The organism is Dactylosporangium sp. NPDC049525 (assembly GCF_040676755.1).
Classification (GTDB): domain Bacteria; phylum Actinomycetota; class Actinomycetes; order Mycobacteriales; family Micromonosporaceae; genus Dactylosporangium.
Genome location: NZ_JBFAPO010000002.1, coordinates 282,845 through 305,441 on the forward strand (window position 1 = coordinate 282,845; position 22,597 = coordinate 305,441).

The 22,597-nt window shown below is 71.6% G+C and carries 19 protein-coding genes and 1 pseudogene; 10 read left to right on the top strand and 10 right to left on the bottom strand.

Annotation, left to right across the window (positions count from 1 at the left end; genetic code table 11):
- Nucleotides 1-90: 90 nt before the first annotated feature.
- Together AB0K00_RS05630 and AB0K00_RS05635 are read left to right on the top strand one after the other, a co-directional pair.
- Complete coding sequence (locus tag AB0K00_RS05630; protein ID WP_363515824.1) at nucleotides 91-2,850, top strand: cellulose binding domain-containing protein; 2,760 nt, start codon at nucleotides 91-93, stop codon at nucleotides 2,848-2,850.
- A 19-nt stretch (nucleotides 2,851-2,869) separates the two neighbouring features.
- Nucleotides 2,870-3,607 (top strand): peptidylprolyl isomerase, encoded by a 738-nt coding sequence (locus AB0K00_RS05635; protein ID WP_363515827.1) that lies wholly within the window; start codon nucleotides 2,870-2,872, stop codon nucleotides 3,605-3,607.
- Here AB0K00_RS05635 and AB0K00_RS05640 read toward each other — a convergent pair.
- On the bottom strand, nucleotides 3,598-4,500 hold the full coding sequence (locus AB0K00_RS05640; protein WP_363515830.1) for a hypothetical protein: 903 nt from the start codon (nucleotides 4,498-4,500) through the stop codon (nucleotides 3,598-3,600). The genes AB0K00_RS05635 and AB0K00_RS05640 overlap by 10 nt on opposite strands.
- 30 nt (nucleotides 4,501-4,530) lie before the next feature.
- Between AB0K00_RS05640 and AB0K00_RS05645 the strand changes: the two genes are divergently transcribed.
- Nucleotides 4,531-5,250, top strand: a complete 720-nt coding sequence (locus AB0K00_RS05645) for a hypothetical protein (RefSeq protein ID WP_363515832.1) — start codon at nucleotides 4,531-4,533, stop codon at nucleotides 5,248-5,250.
- A 688-nt stretch (nucleotides 5,251-5,938) separates the two neighbouring features.
- Here AB0K00_RS05645 and AB0K00_RS05650 read toward each other — a convergent pair.
- From AB0K00_RS05650 to AB0K00_RS05670, 5 genes are all read right to left on the bottom strand, one after another.
- Nucleotides 5,939-6,505, bottom strand: a complete 567-nt coding sequence (locus tag AB0K00_RS05650) for a DUF4240 domain-containing protein (protein WP_363515835.1) — start codon at nucleotides 6,503-6,505, stop codon at nucleotides 5,939-5,941.
- Between the two features lie 34 nt (nucleotides 6,506-6,539).
- Nucleotides 6,540-8,873, bottom strand: a complete 2,334-nt coding sequence (locus tag AB0K00_RS05655; protein WP_363515838.1) for an FtsX-like permease family protein — start codon at nucleotides 8,871-8,873, stop codon at nucleotides 6,540-6,542.
- Nucleotides 8,870-9,550, bottom strand: coding sequence for an ABC transporter ATP-binding protein (locus tag AB0K00_RS05660; RefSeq protein WP_363515841.1), 681 nt, complete (start codon nucleotides 9,548-9,550; stop codon nucleotides 8,870-8,872). The genes AB0K00_RS05655 and AB0K00_RS05660 overlap by 4 nt, the downstream gene beginning before the upstream one ends.
- 85 nt (nucleotides 9,551-9,635) lie before the next feature.
- Nucleotides 9,636-10,160 (bottom strand): PadR family transcriptional regulator, encoded by a 525-nt coding sequence (locus tag AB0K00_RS05665; protein WP_363515844.1) that lies wholly within the window; start codon nucleotides 10,158-10,160, stop codon nucleotides 9,636-9,638.
- Nucleotides 10,161-10,225: 65 nt separating this feature from the next.
- Nucleotides 10,226-10,738, bottom strand: coding sequence for an SRPBCC family protein (locus AB0K00_RS05670; RefSeq protein ID WP_363515847.1), 513 nt, complete (start codon nucleotides 10,736-10,738; stop codon nucleotides 10,226-10,228).
- A 254-nt stretch (nucleotides 10,739-10,992) separates the two neighbouring features.
- Here AB0K00_RS05670 and AB0K00_RS05675 point away from each other — a divergent pair, with 254 nt between their 5' ends.
- Together AB0K00_RS05675 and AB0K00_RS05680 are read left to right on the top strand one after the other, a co-directional pair.
- A complete protein-coding gene (locus AB0K00_RS05675) occupies nucleotides 10,993-12,840 on the top strand; it encodes a glycoside hydrolase family 9 protein (RefSeq protein ID WP_363515850.1) in 1,848 nt (615 codons plus the stop codon).
- A 187-nt stretch (nucleotides 12,841-13,027) separates the two neighbouring features.
- Entirely contained in the window at nucleotides 13,028-14,998 is a 1,971-nt protein-coding gene (locus AB0K00_RS05680; RefSeq protein WP_363515853.1) for a response regulator, read from the top strand.
- Here AB0K00_RS05680 and AB0K00_RS05685 read toward each other — a convergent pair.
- Together AB0K00_RS05685 and AB0K00_RS05690 are read right to left on the bottom strand one after the other, a co-directional pair.
- Complete coding sequence (locus tag AB0K00_RS05685; RefSeq protein WP_363515856.1) at nucleotides 14,995-15,915, bottom strand: small ribosomal subunit Rsm22 family protein; 921 nt, start codon at nucleotides 15,913-15,915, stop codon at nucleotides 14,995-14,997. The two genes, AB0K00_RS05680 and AB0K00_RS05685, sit on opposite strands and share 4 nt — an antisense overlap.
- Nucleotides 15,912-16,838 carry a DUF389 domain-containing protein gene (locus AB0K00_RS05690; RefSeq protein WP_363515859.1) on the bottom strand — a complete coding sequence of 309 codons (927 nt, stop codon included), beginning with the start codon at nucleotides 16,836-16,838 and terminating at the stop codon, nucleotides 15,912-15,914. Before AB0K00_RS05690 ends, AB0K00_RS05685 begins: the two co-directional genes overlap by 4 nt.
- Nucleotides 16,839-16,914: 76 nt before the next feature.
- Here AB0K00_RS05690 and AB0K00_RS05695 point away from each other — a divergent pair, with 76 nt between their 5' ends.
- Nucleotides 16,915-18,333 carry a WGR domain-containing protein gene (locus AB0K00_RS05695; protein ID WP_363515862.1) on the top strand — a complete coding sequence of 473 codons (1,419 nt, stop codon included), beginning with the start codon at nucleotides 16,915-16,917 and terminating at the stop codon, nucleotides 18,331-18,333.
- A gap of 147 nt (nucleotides 18,334-18,480) precedes the next feature.
- Here the strand turns inward: AB0K00_RS05695 and AB0K00_RS05700 are convergent.
- Nucleotides 18,481-18,923 (bottom strand): annotated as a pseudogene (locus tag AB0K00_RS05700) (IS5/IS1182 family transposase); the annotation flags it as partial.
- An 86-nt stretch (nucleotides 18,924-19,009) separates the two neighbouring features.
- Between AB0K00_RS05700 and AB0K00_RS05705 the strand changes: the two are divergent.
- The gene (locus AB0K00_RS05705) at nucleotides 19,010-19,399 is read left to right on the top strand and encodes a hypothetical protein (RefSeq protein WP_363515865.1); all 390 of its coding nucleotides are present in this window, start codon (nucleotides 19,010-19,012) and stop codon (nucleotides 19,397-19,399) included.
- A gap of 26 nt (nucleotides 19,400-19,425) precedes the next feature.
- A complete protein-coding gene (locus AB0K00_RS05710) occupies nucleotides 19,426-19,884 on the top strand; it encodes a pyridoxamine 5'-phosphate oxidase family protein (protein ID WP_363515868.1) in 459 nt (152 codons plus the stop codon).
- A 29-nt stretch (nucleotides 19,885-19,913) separates the two neighbouring features.
- Here AB0K00_RS05710 and AB0K00_RS05715 read toward each other — a convergent pair whose 3' ends face one another.
- On the bottom strand, nucleotides 19,914-20,795 hold the full coding sequence (locus AB0K00_RS05715; RefSeq protein WP_363515871.1) for a winged helix-turn-helix transcriptional regulator: 882 nt from the start codon (nucleotides 20,793-20,795) through the stop codon (nucleotides 19,914-19,916).
- Between the two features lie 26 nt (nucleotides 20,796-20,821).
- Between AB0K00_RS05715 and AB0K00_RS05720 the strand changes: the two genes are divergently transcribed.
- Nucleotides 20,822-22,102: an MFS transporter gene (locus AB0K00_RS05720; RefSeq protein ID WP_363515875.1), complete on the top strand. Its 1,281-nt coding sequence runs from the start codon at nucleotides 20,822-20,824 to the stop codon at nucleotides 22,100-22,102.
- Nucleotides 22,092-22,559 carry a nitroreductase family deazaflavin-dependent oxidoreductase gene (locus AB0K00_RS05725; RefSeq protein WP_363515878.1) on the top strand — a complete coding sequence of 156 codons (468 nt, stop codon included), beginning with the start codon at nucleotides 22,092-22,094 and terminating at the stop codon, nucleotides 22,557-22,559. Before AB0K00_RS05720 ends, AB0K00_RS05725 begins: the two co-directional genes overlap by 11 nt.
- Nucleotides 22,560-22,597 lie beyond the last annotated feature (38 nt).

The window sequence follows — 22,597 nt, forward strand, 5'->3', positions numbered from 1 at the left end:
ATGAGAGTTTCACGGCTGCCGCGGCCGTGACCTGGACCGGGACACCCGGTTCGTTGACCCGGGACAGTGAGCGCTCACACCATGCGGCCCATGCGAACCAAGCTGAGAGGGCTCGTCGCCGGGCTGGCGGGGGTGGTGACGGTCGTCGCCGTCGGCGTCGTCGTGCAGACCGCCACCAGCCCCGCGCAGGCCGCGGCCGCGGACCCGTACACGCTCAAGAACGTCCAGATCGAGGGCGGCGGCTTCGTGCCGGGCATCATCTTCAACCAGACGCAGCAGAATCTGGTCTACGCGCGCACCGACATCGGCGGGGCCTACCGCCTCGACGCCGCCACCAACCGCTGGATCCCGCTGCTGGACTGGGTCGGCCAGGACAACTGGGGCTACAACGGCGTTGTCAGCCTCGCCACGGACGCCGTCGACCCGAACAAGGTGTACGTGGCCGCCGGCATGTACACCAACAGCTGGGACCCGAACAACGGCGCGGTCCTGCGCTCCTCCGACATGGGTGCCACCTGGCAGGCCACCCCGCTGCCGTTCAAGCTCGGCGGCAACATGCCCGGCCGCGGCATGGGCGAGCGCCTCGCGATCGACCCGAACAAGAACTCGATCCTGTACCTCGGCGCCCCCAGCGGCAACGGCCTGTGGCGCAGCACCGACTCCGGCGTCACCTGGGCGAAGGTCACCGCCTTCCCGAACCCGGGCAACTACGTCCAGGACCCGAACGACACCAACGGCTACCTCACCGACAACCAGGGTGTCACCTGGGTGACGTTCGACAAGCGCACCGGCACCGCCGGCAACACCACCCAGACCATCTACGTCGGCGTCGCCGACAAGCAGAACACGGTCTACCGCACCACCAACGGCGGCACCACCTGGGAGCGCGTTCCCGGGCAGCCGACCGGGTACCTGGCGCACAAGGGTGTGCTGGACACCTCCGGCGGCAACCTGTACATCGCGACCAGCGACACCGGCGGCCCGTACGACGGCGCCAAGGGCGACGTGTGGAAATACGCCACCGCCACCGGCGTCTGGACCCAGATCACCCCGATCCCGTCCAGCAGCGCGGATGACTACTTCGGCTACAGCGGCCTCACCATCGACCGCCAGAACCCGAACACCATCATGGTCGCCACACAGATCTCCTGGTGGCCGGACGTCATCTTCTTCCGCAGCACCGACGCCGGCGCGACCTGGACCCGGATCTGGGACTTCACCAGCTACCCGAACCGCAGCTTCCGGTACAAGATGGACGTCACCCGCTCACCGTGGCTGTCGCTGGGCGCCAACCCGGCACCGCCGGAGGTCTCCCCGAAGCTCGGCTGGATGACCGAGTCCCTGGAGATCGACCCCTTCAACTCCAACCGGTTCATGTACGGCACCGGCGCCACCATCTACGGCAGCACCGACCTCAAGACCTGGGACACCGGCGGCCAGATCACCATCAAGCCGATGGCCGCGGGCCTGGAGGAGACCGCGGTGCTGGACCTCATCAGCCCGCCGTCGGGCGCGTCGCTCATCTCCGGCCTCGGTGACATCGGCGGCTTCCGGCACACCAACCTCGACGCCGTGCCCCCGATGATGTTCCAGTCGCCGTACTTCACCAGCACCACCAGCCTCGACTACGCCGAGCTCAACCCGAGCGTCATGGCCCGCGCCGGCAACTTCGCCGACAGCGACCGGCCCAACGACAGCCACGCCGCGTTCTCCACCGACGGCGGCGCGAACTGGTTCCAGGGCAGCGAACCCGGCGGCATCAACGAGGGCGGCACGATCGCCGCGGCGGCCGACGGCTCCAGGTTCGTCTGGTCGCCGAAGAACAGCGCGCCGGTGTACTCCGTCGGCTTCGGCAACACCTGGACGCAGGCGTCGGGCCTGCCGCAGAACGCGGTCGTCGAGTCCGACCGGGTCAACCCGAACACGTTCTACGGCTTCTCCGGCGGCACGTTCTACCGCAGCACCAACGGCGGCGCCACCTTCACCGCGCTTGCGAGTGGTCTGCCGGCCACCGGCACGTTCAAGGCCGTCCCCGGCGTCCAGGGCGAGATCTGGCTCGCGGGCGGCACCTCGGGCCTGTTCCGCTCCACGGATGGTGGCACCACGTTTGCCAAGGTGGCCACGGTACAGGCGGCCAACGCCGTCGGCTTCGGCAAGGGCGCGCCGGGCCGGCCGAACGTCGCGGTCTTCGCCGTGGCGCAGGTCGACGGGAAGAAGGGCGTCTACCGCTCCGACGACACCGCGGCCTCCTGGCTGCGGATCAACGACGACCAGCACCAGTACGGCAACATCGGCGACACCATCACCGGTGACCCGCGCGTCTACGGCCGGGTCTACCTCGGCACCAACGGCCGCGGCATCATCTACGGCGACCGTACCGGCGCCCCGCCGACGTCGTTCTCCGCGTCGCCGTCGCGGTCGGTCTCGCCGTCCGTGTCACCGTCGCGGTCCGTGTCGCCGTCGGTGTCGGTGTCGCCGTCCCGCTCGGTGTCCCCGTCCGCCTCGGCCTCGGCGTCCTCGTCGGCCGCCTGCACGGTCACGTACTCGGTCACCGGCCAGTGGGGCGGCGCCTTCCAGGGCGCGGTGAAGATCACCAACCGTTCCGCCACCCCGGTGGACGGGTGGAGTCTCAAGTGGACCTACGCCAACGGTCAGGTCGTCAGCCAGATCTGGGGCGGCGTCAACAGCCAGACCGGCGCGAACGTCACCGTGACCAACGCCGACTACACCAAGGTGATCGGCGCCAACGGCGGCAGCGTCGACTTCGGCTTCATCGCCTCCTGGAACAACACCACCAACGCCAAACCCGCCGCCTTCACCCTCAACGGCACGACCTGCGCCGTCGGGTAGCCCGGGGTAGTGTGCCCGCGTGAAGAAGCGTCTCGCGGTCGCACTGCTGCTGTCCACCACCCTGGCCGGGTGCTCCTACGACGCACCCGGCCAGGCGGCGGGCCGGTCCCTCGCCCAGCCCGCGGGGACCGGCACCTCGGCGTCGGCGCCTTCTTCCGGGGGCACCGCTGCCTGCACGTACACCAGCATCCCGGCGACCTCGGCGGTGAAGGACGTCGGCAAGCCACCCGCGCGGGCCCGTGCCGCCGGCAAGGCGGTCATGACGATCACCACCAACGTCGGCGTCATCGAGGTCGCCCTGGACCCGGCCGGCGCGCCCTGCACCGTGGCAAGCTTCGACTACCTCGCCGGCAAGCACTTCTTCGACAACACCCCGTGCCACCGCCTCACCGCCGCCGAGACCCTCGCCGTCCTGCAGTGCGGCGACCCGTCCGGCACCGGCACCGGCGGCCCCGCGTATCAGTTCGCGGAGGAGAACCTCGCCTCGGTCGGCCCGTCGACCGGCGGCTACAAGCGCGGCCTCGTCGCCATGGCCCGCACCCAGGATCCCGGCACCAACGGCTCCCAGTTCTTCATGATGATCAAGGACGGCCAGCTCAACCCCGACTACACGCCGTTCGGCACCATCACCCGCGGCCTGGAGGTCCTCGACCAGATCGCCGCCGCCGGCATCACCCCCTCCGGCATCAACGGCGACGCCGACGGCGCGCCGAAGAACCAGGTGAAGCTGCAGCGGGTGACGGTCGCCTACAGCTGATCCCGCAGCGCGCGCAGGCTCGCCAGCTCCCGCTCGACCCACCCCTCACCGGCCGACTCGGTGCCCCGCAGGGCCACCTTGGCGGTCAGGTGCCAGCCGATGTTGCGCACCAGCTCCACCACGCGCACCGCCACCACCGCGTCCGTGTCGACGGGGCGCAGCGTCCGGTACCCCTCGAGGAACGCCGGCCAGTGCACCCCGCCGTACGGGCCGGTCAGGTCGGCGACCCGCCAGCCGACCGCGGCGAGGTCGAAGTCGTGCCACAGGACCCCGCCGCCCGGCGTGAGGTGCACGTTGTCGAGGCTGGCGTCCCCGTGCCGCACCCCGATGTCGGGCCGCACGACCGCGTCGAGGCGCCGCCGGGCGACCGCCGCCATCTCGTGCACCATCGGGTCGCCGATGCCCCGCAACGCGGTGTCCAATGTGGACGTCGGCCGGTCGACCCTGGCCGGATGGGCGCTGCCGAACCCGTCCGCGGCGAGGTGAAGGCGGGCAAGGGCGGCGCCGTACCGGTGGAAGAGCCCGTCGCTCCACGGCGGCCGGGGCTTGTCACCGCCCGCCCACACCGTGACCGTGAACGCCCGCACCCCCTCCGGCGCGTCCAGGCCGCCCACGAACGAGCCGTCGTCGAGCGGGACGGGCGCGGCTGCGGTGACCCCGGCGGCGGCGAGGTGCGCGGCAAGGTCCTGCTCCCACGCGACGTGCGCGCTGCCGGCGGCGTACACCTTGCACGCATAGGCTGCGCCGCCGGCGGTCTCGACCCGGTACACGTCGTTCGTCAGCGAACGGATCAGCTTGCAGCCGGTGACCGCCAGCCCGCACCGTTGCGCGACGAGCGCTGCGATACCCTCCGGCGCCGCCAGCGACCGCACCCACCGCATCGATGCCCCCATGCCCGTAGTCTGCGCCCTTACACTCGGGGCATGCGGCGCCCCTCGGCGAGTTGGCGGATCTGGGCCACGACCGTGGTCAGCGCGGCCACCGTGGACCTGGTGTTCGCGTTCCGGCAGCTCTGGCTACAGCCACGGGCGGACGCCGGCGACCTCGTGCGGTGGCTGGACCTGCCGCTGGACCTGCTCGCGTCCGGGGTGTTCGCGCTGGCGGCGTACCTTCCTTTGCGAATGGCCCGCCGCTACGCGCCACCACCGCCGGCCTTCCTCGTCATGCCCGGCCGCTTCGTGGCGCCCCCGGCACCGTGGCTACGGGTCGTCACCACCCAGGTGGCACTGGCAACCTGGGGAGCGGTGCCGGTGTTCCTGCTGAGCTGGCAACTCGTGGCACCCGACTCGACCCTCCGGGTGCCGGGCACCTTCGCAGTATTGGCCAGCCTGCTGGCCACGGTGGTCGCCTGGCGGTCCTGGCGCCGGACGGTGACGCTGACCCCCGACGCGCTCATCGTGCGCGAGGTCTGGGACACCGAGGTCGAGCTGCCGTGGAGCCGGGCGGCCTCCGAACTCGTCGCCGACCCGCGGTCCCTGCGCTGGATCGACGCCCGCTTCCTGGCCCGGGCGGTCGACCACTACTGGGCCGAGCCCGCACACCGTGCTGCGATCGGCACCCCCGAGGAACACCAGCGCCTGACCGCACTGCTGGCCTCTTCCGACCTCGCTGCCCCTGCCGCGCCCAGCACCCCGGACCGGTAGCGCCTCTGCACTCCAGGCGCTCACTCGCCGTCCGACAGCGCTGTTGCCCGTAACCGTCGATGTCTTCACTGCAACGGCAACGCGGGTGTGGCTGGCGTCTTCCACGGTGTCAGCCCGCGCCCGAAGGTTCGCCCGATCAATTCCGCTCGCCGCGAACGTTGCAGGGTCATACGCCTGGATGTAGACGGGGACGAGCCCGAACAGCGGCGCCCCGAGGTCGATGCGTGACCTATCCACGTTGGAGTGCAGGTTGTAGTGCATCAGGGTGTTGCGGAACGGCTTGGCGGCGGGCGCCAGGGCCTAGGGCTGCCGCTGTACTTGCCCGCCTTGGCCGCCGGCACCTTGGCCCGCGCTACCCCATTCAGGTGTCTCCTCGGCCTCACCGGCATCTTGGGCGGCCAGCGTCCGGGCGATGCGCCGCACCTGGGCTGTGTTCAGTTCAAACGACGATGATCGGACGTACTCGAACCACGTGCGGTGATCGTTGGCTAGATCTATGAGGTCTTCGTGCTCCTGCGGCTTCCTGGTCAGCCAGCTTGTGGTGTAAGCCAGCACCACGTGTACCCGTCCGGCCCAGGCGTCAGTCAGCAGCCGTTGGTGGCCCGGCCGCCGTTTGCGGCTCTGACGTAGGGCGTGCGTCGATGAGTGCGCCGAGTTCGCCGCCAGCGCGCTCAACGAGCCCCGGTGGTCAGAGGGGCAGGAACAAGGCCGACAGGCGGGGGAGCCGGCGGCGCATCTCATCGTCGTCCTCGACGTCCCAGCGGTCGCCGCCGGCCCGGGTCGGAGCACTCGCAGGTCCGGCAAACGCCTCGTCGTAGCCGGCGGCGGAGCCGGTCCGGCGCTCATAGGCGGTCCGCGCGACATACAGCATCGCCTCGCAGCCCAGCCAGCCCTTGTCAGTGGTCGCCATGCGGGACACCACCGGCAGGTCGGCGAGGGTGTCGGGGTCGGCGACGGCCTGTTCGAACGCGGGACGGCCCTGCAGGATCAGGCCGGCGCGGAAGTCCATGAAGCCGTCGTCGCCGCAGCCGCCCTCGATGAGATAGGCGGCGGCCCACAGCGGCGCCAGATAGGCGGCCTCGAAGACAGTGGTGAAGCGGCGTTCGAAGGCGATGATCTGCGAAGGAGACAGGGCCGCGACCCGGTCCAGGACCGCGGCCGGCAACGGGTCGTCGGCGGGGTCACGGTCGCCGGCGCGCTCGCCGCATGACGAGCGCGCCGACTCGATCAGGTCCCACCACTCCCGCAACTCCATGCCCGAGACGGTAGCCGCAGGGTACGACAGAAAATCACTCGAAACGCAGGCCGTCGGGGCGCATGAGGCGCCACAGGGCCGGCAGGCTGGCCGCGGTGACGAGCAGGACGACGCCGCCGGCGATGCCGCAGACGATGCCGATGCCGGCCACGTCGGCGTGGAACGGGACGTCGACGGTGGCCAGGAGCAGGGCGCCGAGGCCGAGGCCGAGCGCGGTGGCCAGGACCAGGCCGAGGGCGACGGGGACGAGGGTCTGCCAGAGGATCGACCAGCCCATCGTGGAGCGGCGGGTGCCGAAGGCGATCAGGGCGGCCAGAGTGCGGCGCCGCTCGCGGAGCTGCTCGACGGTGCCGACGAGCAGGCTCAGGCCGACGAGCAGCAGGGTGACGGTCGCGCCGGCGAACAGGCCGCGGCGGATGCCGGCGAAGGTGCTGTCGGCGGCGCGGGACCGCATGATCGAGACGTCCATCGTCGGGTTGATGGCCATGGCGGCGTTGCGCAGCCGCTCCTCGGCGTCCGGGTCGCCGGGTGCGAGGCGGACGTAGGAGATGTACGACGGATCGGCCCGCGCGGCCGGTGCGGCGGCCGGGGTGATGAGCAGGCCGGTGACCGGCTGGCCGTAGGGGTCGAGGCGGGGCGTCGCGGTGCGGGCCGTCGCCGGGACCGTCCACGGTGGACCTGGCCGGTCGGGGTCGCCGATGCCGACGGTCTGGCCGCGCAGTTCGGGCTGGTCGAGCAGGAACACGTCGCCGTCGGCACACTGGTCGAGCACGGCCAGCTCGCGCAGCACGGCGCAGTCGCCGATCGCCACGTTGACGAAGCCGTCCTCGCCGAAGCGGGCCACATCGCGCCGGTACGTGCTGACCGACGGCATCCCGGCGGCCCGGAGGCGGGCGTCCAGCCCGGCCGCGTCCCGTTCCGAGGACAGCGCCGACATGGTGACGGTGGTGACCGCCTGCACGCGGGCCGGGTCCTGGCCGGTGTTCTTGGTGTAGGCGGCGTCGGCGGCGACGAACAGCATCTGCAGCGCGATCGTCCCGGCCGCGGCCACCGCGATCGCGCCCACGGCGCGCACGGAGCTGCCGCCGGACAGTTGCAGGCGGCGCACGGCCATCTGCCATGCCAGCCCGCCGCCGGCGCCGAGCCGGCCGACGAGCCGGTCGAACACCCACGGCAGCAGCAGCGCGACGCCGAGCAGGACCAGGGACACGCCGCCGACGGCCTGCCACGGGTTGAACTCGCCGTGGCTGCCGGTGAGCGGGGCGAGCAGCGCGGCGCCGGCGAGCGGCGTGAGGATCCGCCACCACAGGCGCCGGTGGGTGCGGGCGGTCGCGCGCCGCACCACGCCGAGCGGCTCGACCACGACCCGGCGCAGCGCGACGAGGCTCATCGCCAGGGCCGCGAGCGGCACGGACACGACCAGCAGGGCGAGCAGCGGCAGCGGCGGGCGTACGTCGGAGCCGTAGACGCTCAGCTGCGCCACCTCGAAGTACTCGACGAACTGCCGGCCGATGAGGAAGAACCCGGCACCGGCGATCAGGCCGAGAACCGCGCTGATGACGGCCTCCCCGGCGGCGATGCGGCGGGTCATGCCGCTGTCGGCGCCGACGAGGCGGACCGCGGCGAGGCGCCGGTCGCGTTGTTCGCCGCCGAAGCGGGTCGCGGCGGCCACGAACATCGCGACCGGCATGAGCAGCACCACGAAGATGACCACGACGAGCATGAGCAGGAACGGGTCGAGCGGCTCGTGGACGTTGGCGCTGCCGTACCGGTCGAGCCGCTGCACGTTCGGTTGGCCGAAGGCGAGGTCGTCGCGCAGCGCGTAGTAGACCAGCTCGTTCGGGCCCGACAGGCCGTCCTTGCCGATGGTGCCGCCGACCGTGCCCGGCATCCGGTCGCGCAGCAGTGCGCCGTCGCGGGAGGCCAGGAGGTCCCGCAGCGCGGGGGAGACCAGCATGGTGCCGGGGGCGGGCACGGATCTGACACCCGGCGGGAGGATCGGGTGGGCGCCGTCGGGCCGCACGAGCCTGCCGCGGACGTTTTTGCCGTGGTACGACGTGTTGATGTTCAACGTGAGGACGGTGCTGTCCCCGGGCGTGATCTGCTCGGAGCCGTAGCGGTCGTCGTCGCGGGCGGCGGTGCGGGAGGAGCGCGCGTCGAGCATCGCCGGCACGGAGACGGACAGCAGCAGCACCGCGACGCCGAGGCCGACCCCGACGGCGGTGAGCGCGGTGCGCAGCAGGCCCTCGCGGCCACCGGTGAGCGCGAGGCGGGCACCGAGGCCGACCTCCGCGGCCCAGCGCCGCAGCCGCCCGGTGTGCACCGGGGCGGGCGGTGCGTGCCGGCCCGCCTCAAGGATCCCGGTCATGCGTGCCGGGCCAGGTCGAGGGCCTTGCCGTCGCGGACCACGATCTCGCGGTCGGCGTACGCGGCGACCCGGGGCTCGTGCGTGACCAGGACGACCGCGGCGCCGCTGTCGCGGGCGGCCTCGGTGAACAGGCGCATGACCCGCTCGCCGTTGAGGGAGTCCAGCGCGCCGGTCGGCTCGTCGGCGAAGACGACCCGCGCCCCGGTGACGAGGGCCCGGGCGACGGCGACCCGCTGGCCCTGCCCGCCGGAGACCTCGCCGGGCCGCTTGCCGGCGACGTCGGTGATCTCGAGGCGCTCCAGCCACTCGGCGGCGCGCCGCTGGGCGTCCTTGCGCCGGTGCCCGGACAGCCGCAGCGGCAGCGCCACGTTCTCCAGGCAGGTCAGCTCCGGCACCAGCTGGCCGAACTGGAACACGAACCCGAACTCGCCGCGCCGCAGCGCGCTGCGCTGGGCGTCGGACATGGCCGACAGCTCCTGGTCGCGGTAGAGGACCTGGCCGCCGTCGGGGCGCACGATCCCGGCGAGGCAGTGCAGCAGCGTCGACTTGCCGGAGCCCGACGGCCCCATCACCGCGACGATCTCGCCGGCCGCGATCGACATGGACGCGCCGGACAGCGCCTGCGTGGACCCGAACGACTTGGTCAACTCGACCGCGGACAGCAGAGGGATGCTCATGCCGTCACCTCCGCTTCGCTTCGGCGCCGGCCTGAGCCAAACCTGCGCTGCTGATTCGCGCCGCCTCCGCTGCGCTCCGGGGCGCTCATGCGCGCACCTTCCCGGCGAGCTCGTCGAGGCGGGCGGCGGTGAGCTCCAGCCACCGCAGGTCGGCCTCCAGGTGGAACAGGGCGTGGTCGCAGATCAGCTGGTCGGCGAGGTCGCCGCCGGTCTTGCGCCGGGTCAGCTCGCGCATCAGGCGCAGGTGCTCGGCGCGCTGGGTGTCCAGCAGCTCCGCCGCGGGCCGGCCGGTCAGCAGCGCCAAGACCACCTTCGTGTAGAGGGTGTTCTGCAGGTACGGCTCCGGCTTCTCCGGCTGCCGCAGCCACTGCTCGACGTCGGCGACGCCGGCCGGGGTGATCGCGTAGCGCTTGCGGTCCGGGCCCTCGCCCGGCTCGACGCCGTCGACGGTGACCAGGCCGTGCTTCAGCAGCCGGGACAGGGTCGAGTAGACCTGACCGTAGGCCAGGGGGCGGTCGCTGCCGAACCGCTCGTCGTAGGCCCGCTTCAGGTCGTAACCATGGCGGGGCTGGGACTCGAGCAGCCCCAGGAACGCTTGACCGATGGACATGCCGGCGACTCTACACCATGTGTATACCTAGTGTGTATACACATGATGTAGAGCCGTTGATCTGGTCAGATGCGTGACTCGTAGGCGGCGCAGAGGTCGTCGAAGCCGAACCGCTTCGCGTCGCCGCCGCGGATGACGCCGTGCGGGGTGCCGTCGAGCAGCAGCTCCAGCACGCGCACGCACAGGTGCCAGCCGGCCGTCACCTTGCCGAGCATGTCGCGGCCGCCGGTGGTGTGCCGCAGCGTCAGGCGGGTGCCGCCGTCGATCGGGGCCAGCTCCCAGCGCAGGAGATCCGGGCCCCACTCGTACACCAGCAGCGCCGGCGGCTCGGCGACCCGCACCGTGGCGTCGAGGGGCACCCGGGTCTCGCCGTCGACCATGACCAGGGTCGCGTCACCGGGCGTGCCGAGATCCCGCAACGCCGTGAACGGCGCCCACTGGTCGAGCAGCGACGGATCGGTCAGGGCCTGCCACACCCGCTCGGGCGGATGGCGCAAGTCGCGCGTGAAGCGCAGCGTCCACCGATCGTCGAGCTCCTGCTCATACGTGACCGCCGCGGGGGGTCCGGGGTCGAACATCGTGCCTCCTATGCCGTCGCGATTATATGCCTCACTAGTTATACACACTTGTGATCGTGCGTTTGTAGGAGCAAATGTGCCAACCGGCAAGGCCCATTGTGGCCCAGGTCACAGGGCGGGCTTTTTGTCCGGTTCCCCCGACATGTCACTCGGTAGGTTCGCCCGGACACGCCGCCGATCACCCGATTTCTCCTGCGGTTCTTACGAAAGGGTGACGGCGGCGAACCCTGCAACCCGACCGAGAAGGAGAGCCGGTGCGCCTGCCGAACCTGTCCACCAAGGCCAAACTCGCTGCCGTCGCGGCGATCGTGGCGGTCCCCGCCGTCGCCCTGCCGATCGCGTTCGCCACGAGGGACGGCGGCCTGTCGGGCGTCGGATCCGGCAGTGACGCGGCATACGCGTTCCCTGCCACCCCGGACCACATCCCGGACACCCCGGTGCGGGTCAACCAGGTCGGTTACCTGCCGGACGGCCCCAAGCGGGCCACTGTTATCAGCGACTCGGCCACCCCGTTGCCGTGGCAGCTGAAGGACAAGGCCGGCACCGTCGTCGCCTCCGGCAAGAGCACCCCGCACGGCATGGACGCCAGCTCCGGCCAGGGCACGCACACGGTCGACTTCAGCGCGTACCAGGGTAGCGGCCAGACCTACACCCTCGAGGTCGACGGCAAGGCGAGCCTGCCCTTCGACCTGGACCCGAAGGCCTACCGGCAGCTCGCGATCGACGCGATGTCGTTCTACTACCCGCAGCGCAGCGGCGTCGCCATCGACGACAAGATCGCTCCCGGCTACGGCCGCGCCGCCGGCCACACCGCCGACAGCCCCAACGGCGGCGACACCAAGGTCCCGTGCGCGCCCGGCTCCTGCGACTACTCCCTGGACGTCAGCGGCGGCTGGTACGACGCCGGCGACCACGGCAAGTACGTCGTCAACGGCGGCATCTCCGTCGCCCAGCTGATGAGTGCCTACGAGCGGTCCCCGAAGGCGTCGCAGGCCCGCACGCTGCGCCAGCCCGAGGCCGGCGGCAAGACCCCTGACGTGCTCGACGAGGCGCGCTGGGAGCTCGACTTCCTCATGAAGATGCAGGTCCCGGCCGGGCAGAAGCTCGCCGGCATGGCGCACCACAAGGTGACCGACGTCGCCTGGACCGGGCTGCCGACCGACCCCGCCGCCGACACGCAGCAGCGGGTGCTCAAGCCGCCGTCGACCGCCGCGACCCTCAACCTGGCCGCCGCGGCCGCGCAGGGCGCCCGGGTGTTCAAGGCGTACGACAAGTCCTACTCCGACAAGCTGCTGACCGTGGCCCGCTCCGCGTTCGCGGCGGCGCAGGCGAACCCGAAGATGTACGCACCGGACTCCGACTCGGTCGGCGGCGGCGCCTACGGCGACACCGACGTCGAGGACGAGTTCTACTGGGCGGCGTCCGAGCTGTACATCACGACCGGTGAGAAGAAGTTCGCCAACGTCGTGACCGCGTCGCCGGTGCACAAGTCCGACGTCTTCGCCAACGCCTTCGACTGGCGCGCGGTCGGTGCCCTCGGCCGCCTCGACCTCGCCACCGTCGACAACAAGCTGCCCGACCGTGAGCGGGTCCGCGCGAGCGTCGTCGCCGGCGCCGACAAGCACCTCGCCACGCTCAACTCGCAGGCGTACGGCCAGGCGTACGCGCCCAACGGCGGCGCCTACGACTGGGCCTCCAACAGCCAGATGCTCAACAACCTCGCCGTCGTCGGCACCGCCTTCGACCTCACCGGTGAGGCGAAGTACCGCGACGGCGTCCTTTCGGGCATGGACTACATCTTCGGCCGCAACGCGCTCAACCAGTCCTACGTGACCGGTTACGGCGAGAAGGCGTCGAAGAACCAGCACAGCCGCTGGTACGCCCACCAGCTCGACCCGAAGCTGCCCAACCCGCCGCGCGGCACCCTGGCCGGCGGCCCGAACTCGCAGCTGCAGGACGAGGTCGCCTCGGCGGCGCTGAAGGGCTGCAAGCCGCAGCTGTGCTACATGGACGACATCAAGTCGTGGTCGACGAACGAGCTGACCATCAACTGGAACTCGTCCCTGGCCTGGGTCTCCTCCTTCGCGGCGGACCAGACCTGACCTGACCGTCTCCGCACCGCCCCGGCCCGGCCGCTGATCCGTCAGCGGCCGGGCCGCACGGTTTTGCGGGTCCGGACGCGCTTACGCTGCGCACGCTCTCAGTTACTCAGTATGACGAAATTTTGCATAGAAGCGGGACAAGCGGGACAACATAGAAATCATGGGCTGGGACGAGGAGGTGGGCGCCATGACCACGGTTCTGGTCGTCGACGACCGCGCCACCAACCGCGAGATCGCCCGGGCGACCCTCGACCGCGGCGGCTACCGGGTGCTCGAGGCCGTCGAAGGCCGGCAGGCCCTCGCGATCGCCAGGAGCGACCATCCCGACGTCGTGCTCACCGACGTGCTCATGCCCGGCATGGACGGCTACCAGTTCGTCCGCGAGCTGCGCGAGGACCCCGCCACCGCGGACATCCCGGTGCTGTTCTACACCGCGACCTGCCGGGAGGACGAGGCCCAGCCGCTCGCCGGCGCGTGCGGGGTCAGCCGGGTCCTGTCGAAGTCCGCCGGCCCGGCCGAGCTGCTGCAGGCCGTCGACGCCGCACGGCACCTCACCACCGTCAACGCCGAGCTGCTGGAGAAGGCCCAGGCGCTGGACGAGAGCGAGGCCCGCTTCGCCGCGATGGCCGAGGCGTGCCCGATGGGCATCGTCATCGGCGACCGGCACGGGCGGGCGACCTACGTCAACCCGCGCCTGAGCGAGATCACCGGCATCCCGGCCGCCGAGCTCCTCGGCGAGGGCTGGCAGTGCTGCCTCGGCGAGGAGCACCGCGGCGCGCTGCACACCGGCGCCGACGGGCGCCGCCACCAGGAGCGGATCACCATCGGCGAGACGGTGCGGTGGCTGACGGTCCTGGTCCGCGCGGTCCGCGACCGCGAGGGCGTGGCCACCGGCTTCGTCGCGACCATCGACGACGTCACCGAGGTCGTCGCCGACGACGAGCGCCGCCACGACGAGCAGCACGAACGCGAACGTGAGGCGCGCCGGCAGGCGACCGCCCGCTTCGACAGCCTTGCCCGGCTCGCCGGCGGCGTCGCGCACGACTTCAACAACCTGCTCAACGTCGTGCTGTCCTTCGGCGAGTTCGTCCAGGAGGCGGTGACCGAGGCCGGCGGCACCTTCCTCACCGCCGAGCAGGCCCGGGCCATCCTCGACGACGTCGAGCAGATCCACCGGGCCGGGCAGCGGGCGGCGCACCTCACCCACCAGCTCCTCGCGTTCGGCGGGCGGGAGGTCGTCACACCAGCCCCGGTGAACCTGAACAGCCTCGTCGATCAGGTCTGCGAGCTGGTCGGCGGCACCATCGGCCGGCACGTCACCGTCAGCGCCCGGCTCGACGCGCAGCTGCGGCCCGTCCTCGCCGACGCCAGCCAGCTGACCCAGATCCTCATCAACCTCGTCGTCAACGCCCGCGACGCGATGCCCGACGGCGGCCGGCTGCACCTGTCCACCGCCAACACGTCCACCGGGGCCTGCCCGCACCTGGCCGGGCTGCCCGCCGGCGACTACGTCCACGTCGCCGTCACCGACACCGGCCACGGCATGTCCGCCGACGTCGCCCGCCAGGCGATGGAGCCGTTCTACACCACCAAGCCCCGCGGGCAGGGCACCGGGCTGGGGCTGGCCACGTCGTACGGCGTCATCAAGCAGGCCGGCGGGGACCTGGTCATCGACTCGAACCCGGGCCACGGCACCACCATGCACATCTACCTGCCGGCCACCGACCAGCCCGCGCAGCAGCCGCCGCCGACCGGTACCGGCGCGGCCGCCGCGGGCCGGACGGTCCTGGTCGCCGAGGACGAGGACGGGGTCCGCGACGCCGTCGTGCGGCTGCTCGTCCGGGCCGGATACGAGGTGCTGCCCGCCGCCAACGGCCGCGACGCCCTCACCATCGCCGAACGCCACGACGAGACCATCCACGCGCTGCTCACCGACGTGGTGATGCCCGTGATGAACGGCCGCGAACTGGCCGAGGCGCTGCACCGCATCCGCCCCGAGATCCCGGTGCTGTTCATGTCCGGCTACGCCGCGCCACTGATGACCGAACAGGGCCTGCTGGAGGCGGGCGTGACCGTGCTGGGCAAGCCGTTCACGAAGGCGGACCTGCTGGCCGCGCTGGACGCCCTCATCGCCCGGCCCGTGGTGAGCGCCGTCTAGGCGGGCGGCCAGGGGTCGCCCCATTCGGCGTCCCGGGCGGCCTTGTAGGTCGGACCCTCCCTTTTGGACACCAGCGTCGGGCCGACCTTCGTGTCCGGGTTGCAGACCTGCAGCGTGACGAGACCCTTACGGAACGCGGGGTGCCGGACCACGCGGCCCCGTCCCTGGTTGTCGCCCTTGGTCAGCGCGACGTAGGAGAACTTCTCGTCCTCGTAGCCGAGCTCGGCCTCCTTGAGCTTGCGGTGCAGGGCGGAGCGGTTCACGCGGGCGGCGAAATGGCACCAGTCCTTGCCCGTCATCCCGCACCGCAGCTGATGCGGGCACGGGGCGGCGACCGTCCAGCCGGCCGCGATGAGGCGCTCGCGGGCGTCGAGGATGCGTTGGTACCCCAGGGGAGTGCCGGGCTCGACGATGACGACGGCCTCCCGGGCGGCGACACCGGCATCGTCGACGAGGGAGTGCTGTGCCTCCGGGGTGAGCTCGCCCAGCACGTAGGACACCAGCACCAGGTCCACAGTGTCCAGTGGCTCACCGAGCCGCCACTGCCGCCAGCTGGCGCGGGGCAGCATCCGTTCGCCGAGCTTCAGCGCCTCCGGTACCTGGTCCAGGACCGTCACGGTTTCCAGGCTGGGGAACGCGTCCAGCGCCGCCCAGGTCGCCGCTCCCGAGCCGCCGCCGACGTCGAGCATGCTGCGTGGACTCGCGGTGAACTGCTTGAGGACCGCTGCCACCGCGGCGTGGGTGGCCGGCATGCGGTACGCGGCGTACGCGGTCGCGTCGACCATGTTGCGCAGCAGCGGCTCGTCGGCGGGCCGGCCGCTGCGGTAGTCGGTGATGAGCCGCTGTACCGACTCGGCCAGCCGCTTCGGCGGGACGGCTTCGAGGAGCCGGTCGAGGGCTTCACGCAGGTCGGTCACGCCTTCGCCTTCCAGCTCCAGAACCAGCGCTGCGCCAGCAGCGTGAGCACGCCCGCCGTCACGATCGCGGCGAGGTTGAGCAGCAGTTGCACGGCCGAGCCGAGCGCCTCGTCCGGTGTCTTGTACGCCAGCGCGACCGCGATGTTGGCCGCGGCCGGGACGGTCGTCACCGAGATCAGCACGCCGATCAGCGGGCCGGCCTTCGACGACGTCAGCGACAGCATCCCGGCGATCCCGGCGAGGAAGCCGACCACCCACGACAGCGCGTCGGGCCGCCAGATGAAGTCGGTCAGCGGCCGGTCGCGCAGCAGCATGCTCTTGTCGACCAGGCCGGCGAGGTCCAGCAGGTACGTGGTCCCGATCGTCGCGACGACCGCTGTCGCAAACCCGACCACCAGCGCGATCGACGCCCGTCTCATGAACGTCGGCCGCCATCTGACGATTCCCACGCACAGCGCGGCCAGGGGCCCGAACTCGGGGCCGACGACCATCGCCCCGACGATGAGGATCGGCTGGTCGAGCAGCACGCCGATGCCGGCGATGATGGTGGCGATGGCGAACATCAGTAGGTACGTGCCGGACAGCTCCGTCTCGTCGCCCGTCTTCTGCTCGATCTCGTCCCACACCACCGCGTCACTGGCCAGGCCCGGCGCGGCGTCGGCGGCCGCGGCCGCGACGTGCGACAACGCGACGTCGACGTGGTCGATCGCGATCGAACCGACCTCGTGGATGCGTTCCTTGCGCAGCGCGGCCAGGACCTGACTGCCCGCTTCCCGCACGACGTCGCAGAGCACGAGGTCGCCGTCGGGCTGGCGGGCCGCTCCCGGTAGCACGACCAGGTTCGTCGCGCCGGGGGCGGCCTCGATGATGCGGACGACCTCGTCGGTGCGGTCCGGTGGGGAGATGACGCGCAGATGCAGCACCCCTCAATTTTTGTCGGTGGTCGTCGCTACGCTGTCGGCGCCCCCTCGTTGTTCCGTTTTCGAAAGGCCGTGACCGATGCCCCAGACGACCTATCTCGAGCTGTCCGAGGACAGCGGTAGCGCCCACAAGTTCTATGAGGTGACCGTCGACGGCGCCGAGATGTCGATCCGCTATGGCCGCATCGGCGACCCCGGCACGCTGAAGACCACCAGCTATCCCGACCACGCCAAGGCGACCGCCGAGGCGGCGAAGAAGATCGGCGAGAAGGTCCGCAAGGGCTACGCTCCGGCCGTCGTCGGCCAGCGCGCGAAGCGCTCCATCTCCCGCCGCGTCATCGTCAGCGCCCGCTCCACCGCGAAGACCGCCCCGGTGCTGTGGCGCTACAAGTCGGGCTCCTCGGCCTTCGGCATCTTCGTCGACGACCGCGTCTGCATGGTCGGCAACGAGGCCGGCGTCGTCACCACCCTTTCCCACGACGCCGAGGTCCAGCGCCAGTTCAAGCTCCCCGACGGCGTGAAGTGCATCGTGGCCGACGACGACTGGCTCTATGCCGGCTGCGACGACGGCAACGTCTACGACCTGTCCGGGAAGATCCCGCGCATCGCCTATGCCATCGCCCCCGACATCGACATCTACTGGCTCGACATCCACGACGGCGTCCTCGGCGTCGCCGACGCCCAGGGCGGCATCTGCAGCATCGACCACGAGGACGAGTTCCTCTGGCGCCAGCAGGGCAAGGGCTCCAGCGGCTGGATGGTCCGCTGCGACGCCAACGCCGTGCACCACGGCCACAGCAAGGGCGTCACCAGCTACGACTGGCGCACCGGCAAGGAGCTGTGGCACCAGCCGACCCGCGGTGCGGTCCTCTTCGGCTGGCAGGAGCGCGACACCCTCTACGCGGGCATGTCCTCCAACTCCGTCCTCGAGTTCTACAAGGACGGCCGCGCCGGCGTCACCTTCCGCTGCGACAACACCATCTACTCCTGCGCCGCCGCCCCCGACGGCCGCTATGTCTTCGCCGGCGACTCGAGCTCCTCGGTCTACTGCTTCGCCGCCGACGGCCGCCGCCTGTGGAAGCTCGGCACCGGCTGCGGCAGCGCCTATTCGATGCAGTATCACAACGAGCGGCTCTACATCGTCACCACCGACGGCTCGCTGGCCTGCATCGACGCCAGCGAGGAGGCCGTCCGCAACGCCGAGCAGGGCGTCGTCCCCGAGTATGTCGACGTGAAGGCCCCGCGCATGGAGGCCGTGGCCCCGTCCACGACCGTCGAGATCGCCACCGACTCCGCCGGCGGCGTCGTCGTCGAGTGCTTCGAGGAGGGCGGCCGCCTCCGCATCCGGGTCGTCTCGCCCGGCTACCACTCCGACTGGCAGGTCCAGTTCCCGAAGGGAATCCGCGAGCCGAACGCGCGTTACGTGGTTCCGGAGATCCGCGAGGCGAGCCGCGGCGGCTTCTACCGCGCCCACGGTGAGGTCCGCCGCCTCGTCTGACCGCCGGCCAGGTCACCTTTGGGCCGACCTAGGAGTTGACGCGCAGGTCGTCGCCGTCCGTCCCGGCTGCTGCCGAGACGGACGGCGCCGCCTGAGGTTCGAAGAGCGCCCGTTGTGAGCTTCGCCAGGGGCGCGTCCTGCCGAACACGGAAGCCACCTGAGGGCGGCGGCGAGCACAAGGCCCGCGCGGTAGAGGCTGGTGCGTCGGCGTAGTCCTGTCGAAGGCAGGTGGCCGCCCGTCGTTGCTGGCCTCGGCTGCGCGGCCGGCGACCTGGTCCGTGCGTTCCGGATGGTGTGCCGGATGCCGCGACGCCGCAGCGCTGTTCGATCGGAGTCGTGGGCGTAGTCCTTGTCGGTCAGGAGCATGCCCGGACGCTTCCGAGGCGCGCCGGGACCGGGCCGGTTGACACTGATCGCGTCCAACTGGGCAGCAGCTGCGGGTTGTCGCCGGCCTCACCCGGGGTCAGCAGGATCGACAGCGGTCGCAGGTGCCGTCCGCGGTCCACCGTCGCAACCGTTCGTGACATGCCGTCCACGGCCCGTACCACTCCGGCACGTCCCCGCCATCAGGATCGAGTCGGAAGCAGCACGGCGCGGGCGGCGTTGCGCACCTGTCGGGAACGGATCGGTGCGGCAGGGGCGGCGCGGGCGGTGGGGCGTGGTGGATGATCGGGCGGTGGCGGAGGCTGAGCTGCTTCTTGAGGTCGGGGTCGAGGCGGAGTACGGGCAGATCAGGATGTCCGTCACCGACGGTGTCTTCGACGCGCCGGAGTGGGGCACGGGTGTGCAGGAGGCGGTGTCCGGCACCGGCGTGATCCTGGTGGCGACGTGGGGTGACGAGTGTGAGCCGGTTGCGGTCAGGGTGTATGACGGGCGGCCCGACCTGGACGGGTGGACGCTGGTGCACACGGCGCGGCTGCTCGTCGGGGCCAGCGGGATCGACGTCGGGATGACCGTGGGCGCGGTCGAGCACTGGGTGCCGGTGGCGGAGGGGCCGGTCACGGTCGAGGTGTGGGTCCACGATCCGGACGAGCGGGGTGAGGTCACCTTCGTGCTGTCGCGGTGAGGCCGGGACAGTCATACGCTGCGAGGATGGTCGCATTCGAGGACGTCGCGCGGACGGTGCTGGACGAGAACCGGTATGTGGTGCTCGGCACGGCCGACGGGGCCGGCAAGCCGTGGGTGTCGCCGGTATTCTACACGATGAGCGGGTATCGCGAGCTGATCTGGATGTCGTCGCCGCAGGCGCTGCACTCGCGCAATCTGGCGGAGCGGCCCGACGTGAGCCTTGTCGTGTTCGACTCGCAGGTGCAGCCCGGCGCGGGCATGGCGGTCTACATGTGCGGGGTCGCCGCCGAGGTCACGGGTGAGGCCGTCGCCGCGGTCGCGGCCGCCTACGGTGCCGCGGCGCTGCCCAAGGGTGGGCGGCGGGTGACGGTCGACGAGGTCACGGGCGACGGGATCTACCGGATGTACCGGGCGACGGTCCGCGAGCACTGGATCCTCGACAAGGACAGCCGACCCGACGGACGCGCCACCGTCATGCTGTGAGTGCCGCCGTGACGCTGTGAGTGCGGCCGTCACGGTGCGGTCAGGCGGCCCAGGGTGGCGAGGACGTCGTCGACGGACGCGGCGGGGTCGGTGATCGGGAACTGGACCTCGCGGATCGTGCCGGTGGGGTCGACGAGCAGGGTCAGGCGCTTGAGCCGGTCGACGCCCGCGGCGCGGAACGTCGGCAGGAGCAGCCCGGCGGCCAGGGCGCTGTCCTGGTCCGACAGCAGCGGAAATGGCAGCCTTGCGTGGGCCACGAACGCGGCCAGCTGGTCGGGGCGTTGGGTGCTCACGCCGTACACCTCCGTGCTCTTGGCGAGGAACGCGGGGTGGCGGGCGGCGTAGGTCAGCGACTCGAGGGTGCAGCCGGCGGCGCCGGGGATGTCGCCCCAGCCGGGCGGGTAGCCGTGGGCGTCCGGGGCGAAGGCGCCGGGGAAGCAGTACAGCACCGTCCATGACACGCGGGTGCCGAGGTCGACGGGGGTGCCGTCGTGCGCGGTGAGCGTGACGGCGGGCAGGCGGCGGCCGGTCAGCGTGCGCACCCTGCGGGCCTCGGCGGAGGCGCCGTCGGCGGTCGCGGTCAGCGTGCCGGAGCCCATGACATGGCGGGTGCCCCAGTCCTGCAGGGCGACCAGCACCGGCAGCAGGCCCTCGCCCTTCGGGGTGAGCAGGTAGTCGAAGCGCGGCGGGTGCGCCGAATACTGCCGCCGCTGCAGCACGCCGTGCTCGACGAGCCGGCCGAGGCGCTCGGTCAGGGCGCGGCGGCTCACGCCGAGGGCGCGCTGCAGGGCGTCGAAGCGGGTGGTGCCGCCGGCGATGTCGCGCACGATCAGGAACGTCCAGCCGTCGCCCATGACACCGAGGGCCTGGCTGATGCCGCAGTCGGTGTCGGCGAGGGCAGCGCGATCCACAACCACCAACTATAGTGCGTTCCATTATGGAACTCACTATGACGCCGCAGCAGGTCCGGTCGAGGCCGGGTGTGTTCTGGACCTGGTGGGCCGCGGGGACCACCAGCGCCGCCGGTTCGGCGGTAGGTGCGGTCGCGCTGCCGCTGACGGCGCTGACGGTGCTGGATGCCGGGCCGTTCGAGATGGGGCTCATCGCCGCCGCCGGCTACGTCGCGTGGCTGGTGATCGGGCTGCCGGCGGGGGTGCTCGTGCAACGGCTGCCGTTGCGCGGCGCGCAGATCGGCGCGGACCTGGCCCGGGCCGCCGCGGTCGGGTCGGTGCCGCTGGCGTGGTGGTTCGGGTGGCTCAGCGTGGCGCAGCTGGTCGCGGTGGCGCTCGTGGTCAGCTTCGCGAACGTGATCTTCGACGTGGCGAACGCGACGTTCCTGCCGGAGATCGTCGAGCGGGAGCAGCTGCAGGCCCGCAACAGCCTCGTGTCGGCCACCCACGCCGCGACGCAGCTGGGCGGGCCGTCCGCCGGCGGGCTCTTCGTGCAGCTGCTCGGGCCGGTGGTGACGGTGCTGGTCGACGCCGCGAGCTACCTCGTCTCCGCGGTGCTGCTGCGGACCCTGCCGGCTCGGGGTGGCAGGGTCCGCGGGCAGGACGGCGGCCCGACCTGGGGGCTCATCCGGGAGGGGTGGCGGTTCGTGGTCCGGCACCCGGTGATGGGGCCCGGGATGTGGACCGCGACCGCCGTCAACTTCGTCTGCGGGGCGCAGCTGGCGGTCTACCCGCTGTATCTGGTCCGCGAGCTGCACGCGCCGGCCGCGCTGGTCGGGCTGCTGCTCGCCGTGGAGGGGGTCGGCTCGCTCATCGGGGCGGCGCTGACGCCGCGGATCACCCGCCGGCTCGGGTCGGCGCGGGCACTGGTCTGGGCCGGGTGCACCACGGTCGCCGGGGCGGCGCTCATCCCGGCCGGCACCGGCTGGGCGGCCTATGCGGCGTTCGCGGCCGGCAACGTCGTGTTCGCCGGCGGGGTCGTCGTGCTGAGCGTGACCACCAGGACCTACCGGCAGATCGCCAGCCCGCCGGAGCTGCTGCCGCGGGTGATGGCCACGGTGCGGTTCGTGTCGTGGGGGGCGATCCCCGTCGGCGGCCTCGTCGCGGGTGCGCTCGCCGGGGCACTGGGCGGGCGGGTGACGTTGTGGCTGTTCGCCGTGGCCGTGTGCGCCGCGCCCACGGTGCTGGTGCTGTCACCGGTCCGGCACCTGCGGGATCTGACGGACTTCGGGCCGGTGCGCCGTACCATCGACGCCGATGACGACTGAAGAACCGATCGTGGACAGTGCCACCGACTGGGTGGCCAAGCACATCCGCACCTATGTCGACAGCGGCGGCACGAAGGGGCACCTCTATCACGGGCTGCCGACGCTCCTGCTCACTGTCCGCGGCCGGAAGTCCGGGGTGTTGCGGCGCACCGCGCTCATCTACGGCCGGGCCGGCGACGACGTGGTCGTCGTGGCGTCCAGTGGCGGCTCGGACGGGCACCCCGCCTGGTATCTCAACCTCCTCGACACGCCCGACGTCGACGTGCAGGTCGGCACCGAGCGGTTCGCGGCGCGGGCCAGGACGGCGACCGCGGCGGAGAAGCCGGCGCTGTGGCAGGCGATGGTGACGATCTTCCCGCGGTATGAGCAGTACCAGGCGGCCACCGCACGCGAGATCCCGGTGGTCGTGCTGGAGCGCGTTCACACCCCTGCCGCGATCGATGTGGGACCGGCGTAACGACGCGGCGATGATCGGTGTGACGCGGGCGTAACGCG